Source organism: Thalassotalea ganghwensis (genome assembly GCF_053485795.1).
The window spans coordinates 1-3,923 of record NZ_JBQRUM010000040.1 but is presented as its reverse complement, the minus strand read 5'-3'; the positions used below and the strand labels follow the sequence as shown (position 1 = coordinate 3,923).

Sequence of the window (3,923 nt, the reverse complement as noted above, 5' to 3'; positions counted from 1 at the left end):
GCATTAAGGAACTCGTAAGTAAATGAGGCTTAACAAGTGCCTAAACCACGGACGCAAACTAGCAGGCTTGCGCTCCATCGTCGCTGACTTTAGCCTGCTATTTCGCGCCAGTTAAGCAAGCGTTAGGTGGCACGGAGAGTCATTATAAATATTCAAGAATTTGAAAAGTTTATTGGTTTTTGTCTTCCACAAATTTATAAAAGCTTTCTAGAGTCAAGTAATGGTGGAAGTTGTCGCTCTGAGGTTATTACTTTGTCCAATGGGATTGAGGTATTGTGTGACGTTTTATTTGGATTAAATAAACAACGAGAACTTGATCTACTAACATGGAATCAAGAGCTTAGAGAGGGTTTACCACCAAACTCTATAGTTATAGGCAGCTCTCCTGGTGGTGGTTTTTATCTGTTAGTTCAGGATATTACAGAGCTGAATGTATTTTATTACGACCATGCATACGATTTTGACCAATCATCTGACTATGAAAATACATTTAAAACTAATTATCAATTAGATAATTTGCTGGGCTTATTAGTGTAGTGCCCACCTAACAAGCGCATTAAAAAATGGACGTCTAAAGCTTGGCTGGCGCTCATTCTTCGCTAATATTAGCCAAGCTTTATCCGCCTCTTATGCGGGCTACATGGACTCCCCCGATTGTCAAACGAATTCACTTTGACGATTAGATATAAGACTGCACCTCTACATTCGGCCTATTCGTTGAGTGTTTTACTCGGACCAAGATGAGTATTCGCTTGGAAACGTGTCTTATTCGTTAGACGAGCTGTTTAAGCTCCCCCAATTCAACAGACTTTAGCTTCCTCGGTCTGACCTAATTGTCATCAATGCCTTCGCAGGACTCGGTTGGACATCTCTCTTATCAATATTATGTGTTTTTTTATTACACCTTTGTGTAATGTACCTGTGTGTTTTACACAACGATTTTATAATCTTCTTGTTTAACCATCAGCGTCCAAATCAATCGCGCATTTCTTGCCGCCAACGCGACGGCGGCTCTTAAGTAACCACGTCGAGTGATTAATTCTCTAACCCAACAACTCACTTTATCTTGTTTGTCTCGAAGGTTGGCTATGACCGCTCTAGCACCGTGAATTAAACACATCCGCAGGTATTTATCACCACGTTTAGTAATGCGGCCGAGACGAATTTTACCTCCCGTGGTGAACTGGCGAGGAACTAAGCCTAACCAAGCACAGAACTGTCGACTGTTGTTAAATAGCCGTGGGTCGGGCACATTGGCGGATACGGCCGAGGCCACTTGCTCACCAACACCGGGAATGGTCATCAAGCGTTGTGCAATACTATCTTCTCGTACTTGTTGTGCAAGCGCGCGGTCATAAGCGAGAATTTGCTCGTTGGCTTGTTTGATACGTTGCCAAAGATTATCAATCATTTGCCGAGCTAAATAAGGCAAACCATTATCAGTATCTTCGAGGATATCTTGAATAACGCGTTGTAAGCTATAACGCCCTTTAGCGATAACAAGACCAAATTCACACAGCAAGCCTCGCAGTTGATTAATCATGGTGGTGCGCTCTTTTACTAACCCTTGACGCACACGATGTAGCGTCATGATGGCTTGTTGGTCAGCGGTTTTAACCGGCACATGCCAAATATTAGGTCGCATTGCTGCTTCACAAATGGCCTCGGCATCGTTATTATCGTTTTTACCGCCGGTGCGAAAAGGTTCGATGAACTTGGCGGCAATAATCGCGACTTGGTGTCCGAGAGCTTTACACTGACGCGCCCAATAATGTGCGCCACTACATGCCTCCATGGCAATGAGACAAGGATTGAGTTGAGCAATATAGGGAAGTAATTTTTTACGTGATAACGTTTTCCTTAAGACAACTTTTCCAAACTCATTCATGCCAACTAGGCTAAACGTATTTTTTGCTAAATCGATACCAAGTGTTTTAATGTTATTCATGATGGGCTCCTTTTTTAAGTTTCGCACCTTAAGCTTGGCAAAATTTGCCAGAGTCAGGGGGAGTCCATCTCATTCGTTAGGGCTCATGAGGCGTTTATTGTCATCTATTTGCATATGACAAATTTTAAAATACGCTTTTCTTATTCATTAATTTTAGTAAAAGGAATCATATGAAATTCAATTTTTTTTCAATATATTTTTTTACCGCTTTATTATCATTTACATCAATTGCAACAGAAGTATCAGTTAAGGAAAAATGCACAGATTATGAGGGGGTGTCGTATTCAGGTTTAATAAAGCTATGGTACCAATTTGATCAAGAAATCAACGAAAAAGAATTTACACAGCAACTCTTGAAAGGCTATATGCCAGTAGAATACAAAAAACAAAGACAAAATGAATTTACATTTAATAAATGGGTAAAAAAACAAGGAGACAAGTATAAAGAAAGCGCTTTAGGTGCTACTCGTTGTTTTTGGGTAAAAATACCTGTCAAATTTGGCAAGTATGATTTTGATAAAGAGGAGTTTACATATGACCTTATAAGCAAAGTAGATCGTATGTGGAAGCTCAGCTCAAAGAAAAAAAGTGGTGTTAAATTACCTCTACATATCGGTGCTTTTCAAAGTAATAAACTATTTGTTCCTACTCAATTAAAAATGTCAGCTGAAAACGCTGAGCAATATATTGAATCTTTGAGAAAAAAACGAAACTATTTGGATGATGCAGGTTATATAGATAGGGAAATATTTACGAAAATTTATTTCCGTGTTGATGGTTTAAAAGACATCAAAAGGCATTCTTATTCTAGTTACCCAAAAGAATTATGGTATGAATCTCAAATTAGTATGGTTGAGGTATATTTAGATAAAGAGTTAAAAACTCTTTATGAACGTAAAAAATTAAAAGTGTACTAGTAATGGTTCTCATATATTTCACATGTGATTTTTCCCTAACAATACTTAAACGTAATAAAAAAAACAGTTGGTTAGGTTCGGCTTTGCTTCACATTTTAGTAAGCATTACTAAGCCGTTTAACACGGCGTTAACAACAAGGAAATTTTATGAAAACTGGGGTTTTTCTTATCGGCCTATTGTTCTCTCAGATCGCACACTCTGCAATTAAAACAGTAGAGATCGGCGACTATGAGATTGAATATGACGTTTCGGGATCTGGAAGTGAGGTGGTTCTACTGGAAGCTGGAGCTAGGGGCGGAATAGCCGATTGGGGTAACATTTGGACGTCGCTTTCCGAGGTGAGTACGGTTATTCGCTACTCAAGAGTCGGTAATGGTAACTCAAGTAAGCCAGAAACTATGTTTGTCGTTGAGGATTATGCGAACCACTTAAAGAGTTTGCTGGATCACTTAGGTGTGCACAAAATCATTCACGTCGCACACTCCTATGGGGGCACTGTCGCGAGGGTATTTGCGGCTAAATATCCTGATCGAGTAGAAGGCATTTTATTAGTGGATGCCTCATCGGAACATGATGTAGATATTATGCGGGCGATAAACCTTGAACAGGCAAATAAAGAAATCGCGGCCATTAAGCTAGCTGACATCGAAGACGGCAAGAACCACTTTATTGTCGACTTCTGGGCTAAGTTTCCGCTACCAGACTACCCGGAAATAAAAGACATTCCAATTACAGTGATCGCAAGCGTGAAGCGCTATGAATCTCCAGCGCACCTATTACACTCTGACAAAGGTGTGGCAATGTGGGGAGAACATTGGAAGGAATGGGCAGAATCTTTTCCCCAAGGAGAAGTAGTACTCACAGCCAATAGCCACCACCTAATACCTCAGGAAGAGCCTTCGTTGGTTATCAACGAAGCGAAAAAGCTTATCGAGAGGGTTCGCGCTAACACATATGCGCCGTAACTCTGTCAATAAGTAATAGTGTTTTTTTTGCCCGTTTTTAGTCAGTGACGGGCAAGGTTAAATCAATAAGCAAATTCGTTTACTTCGTCTGT

4 protein-coding genes are annotated in these 3,923 nt (G+C 40.1%); 3 read left to right on the top strand and 1 reads right to left on the bottom strand.

Going from position 1 to position 3,923, the window contains the following annotated elements; all coding sequences use genetic code 11:
- Window positions 1-126 precede the first annotated feature (126 nt).
- The gene (locus ACSLUH_RS19265) at window positions 127-537 is read left to right on the top strand and encodes an SMI1/KNR4 family protein (protein WP_448570049.1); all 411 of its coding nucleotides are present in this window, start codon (window positions 127-129) and stop codon (window positions 535-537) included.
- Between the two features lie 391 nt (window positions 538-928).
- On the opposite strand, the gene ACSLUH_RS19260 is transcribed toward ACSLUH_RS19265, so the two are convergent.
- Window positions 929-1,948: an IS110 family RNA-guided transposase gene (locus tag ACSLUH_RS19260; protein WP_448570048.1), complete on the bottom strand. Its 1,020-nt coding sequence runs from the start codon at window positions 1,946-1,948 to the stop codon at window positions 929-931.
- 170 nt (window positions 1,949-2,118) lie between these two features.
- Here ACSLUH_RS19260 and ACSLUH_RS19255 point away from each other — a divergent pair, with 170 nt between their 5' ends.
- Together ACSLUH_RS19255 and ACSLUH_RS19250 are read left to right on the top strand one after the other, a co-directional pair.
- Window positions 2,119-2,865, top strand: a complete 747-nt coding sequence (locus tag ACSLUH_RS19255; protein WP_448570047.1) for a DUF4852 domain-containing protein — start codon at window positions 2,119-2,121, stop codon at window positions 2,863-2,865.
- Between the two features lie 147 nt (window positions 2,866-3,012).
- Window positions 3,013-3,831, top strand: a complete 819-nt coding sequence (locus ACSLUH_RS19250) for an alpha/beta fold hydrolase (RefSeq protein WP_448570046.1) — start codon at window positions 3,013-3,015, stop codon at window positions 3,829-3,831.
- The last annotated feature ends 92 nt before the right edge of the window (window positions 3,832-3,923 follow it).

Coding starts and splice junctions, on each gene's coding strand:
- ACSLUH_RS19260 (WP_448570048.1), bottom strand. CDS start 1,948: ATGAATAACATTAAAACACTTGGTATCGATTTAGCAAAAAATACGTTT.
- ACSLUH_RS19250 (WP_448570046.1), top strand. CDS start 3,013: ATGAAAACTGGGGTTTTTCTTATCGGCCTATTGTTCTCTCAGATCGCA.
- ACSLUH_RS19255 (WP_448570047.1), top strand. CDS start 2,119: ATGAAATTCAATTTTTTTTCAATATATTTTTTTACCGCTTTATTATCA.